The organism is Bradyrhizobium sp. 23 (genome assembly GCF_023073295.1).
Taxonomy (GTDB): Bacteria; Pseudomonadota; Alphaproteobacteria; order Rhizobiales; family Xanthobacteraceae; genus Bradyrhizobium; species Bradyrhizobium canariense_D.
In genome coordinates this window covers 240,155-241,229 of sequence record NZ_JADPJF010000064.1, presented here as the reverse complement: position 1 = coordinate 241,229, position 1,075 = coordinate 240,155, and the positions used below count along the sequence as shown (strand labels likewise).

The following is a 1,075-nucleotide window of genomic DNA, read 5'->3' as shown; positions in this document are numbered from 1 at the left end:
GCCATGACCCCAGCCGCCGTGACCGCCCGCTTGTGCCGCCTGCGGCATCGACGACCCAACCGCCACCACAGCCAGCGCCGTCAACATCATCTTCCGTAACATCACTCGATCCTCTGCGTGGATACCCTCCACGCTCCAAAGCAGGACCAAGCTAATCGGCTTGAGGCGTTCCTGACAGCCTCACTGTCTCACTTCCCCGCGAGCGTCAGCAGCCGCGGCAGATGCTCTTGAGCTTCTTGTCGAGCAGCCGGTTCTCGGCGTTGACGGCGGCGTCGGTGGACCCACCTGCGCCGGTCCCAGTGGTGACGCCGGGTGCATTCGCACCGGACGATTGGGCGGTCCCCAGACTGTTGGTGCCTAGCGCGGGAGCCGGAGAATTGGCGACACCTCCGGCCGATCCTGTGGAGCCGCCGGTGGCTTGCGCGAACGATGCGGCCGGCACCGCGACAAGGGCGAAGATCACGATCACGGTCTTGATTGAACGGGCTATAGGCAATCTGGCCATTGAAATTCTCCTTCGCCGATCAACCGCCGCAGCAAGGACCGGTTCCGGAACAAATGCCGTCGCATCAGCTTGAAACCGGGAAGGCGGGCACGATCACGCGCATGCTGATCTTCTGCTCCGCAAACAGAAAGGCGCAGTCACGATGAACGATCGCGATGCTTTTGCAGAAGGCGAACGCGCGGCGCGTAAAAACATTCCGGCGGAAGCCAATCCGTACCAGGACGGTAGCGATGAGCATGCCCTATGGTCTGCGGGGCACGAGAAGGTCGCAAGCGCAATAGAAGCGCGCGAGTCCGAAGGAAGCTGAGTTCACCCGATCCGCTTGAGGCCCTTTGTGAAGCGCGGTCCATTGGCGACGTAGAACTTCGCAGCACTCCCCATCTTCTGCACCTGAGCATCGTCGAGCGTGCGGATCACCCGCGCCGGCGAGCCGATGATCAGGGACCGTTCGGGAAACTCCTTGCCCTCGGTGATGACGGAGCCGGCGCCGACGATGCTGTTGCGCCCGATCCTGGCGCCGTTCATCACGATTGAGCCCATGCCGACGAGTGCGCCCTCCTCGATGGTGCA

The 1,075-nt window shown here is 63.0% G+C and carries 3 protein-coding genes; 1 reads left to right on the top strand and 2 read right to left on the bottom strand.

The window, feature by feature from the left end; all coding sequences use genetic code 11:
• Positions 1–205 precede the first annotated feature (205 nt).
• Positions 206–505: a hypothetical protein gene (locus IVB32_RS16275; RefSeq protein ID WP_247371642.1), complete on the bottom strand. Its 300-nt coding sequence runs from the start codon at positions 503–505 to the stop codon at positions 206–208.
• Between the two features lie 142 nt (positions 506–647).
• On the opposite strand from IVB32_RS16275, the gene IVB32_RS16270 reads away from it, so the two are divergent.
• Complete coding sequence (locus IVB32_RS16270) at positions 648–812, top strand: hypothetical protein (RefSeq protein ID WP_247371639.1); 165 nt, start codon at positions 648–650, stop codon at positions 810–812.
• A gap of 2 nt (positions 813–814) precedes the next feature.
• On the opposite strand, the gene IVB32_RS16265 is transcribed toward IVB32_RS16270, so the two are convergent.
• Positions 815–1,075 (bottom strand): DapH/DapD/GlmU-related protein (locus tag IVB32_RS16265; RefSeq protein ID WP_276576777.1); only part of this gene is annotated, 261 nt, incomplete at its 5' end.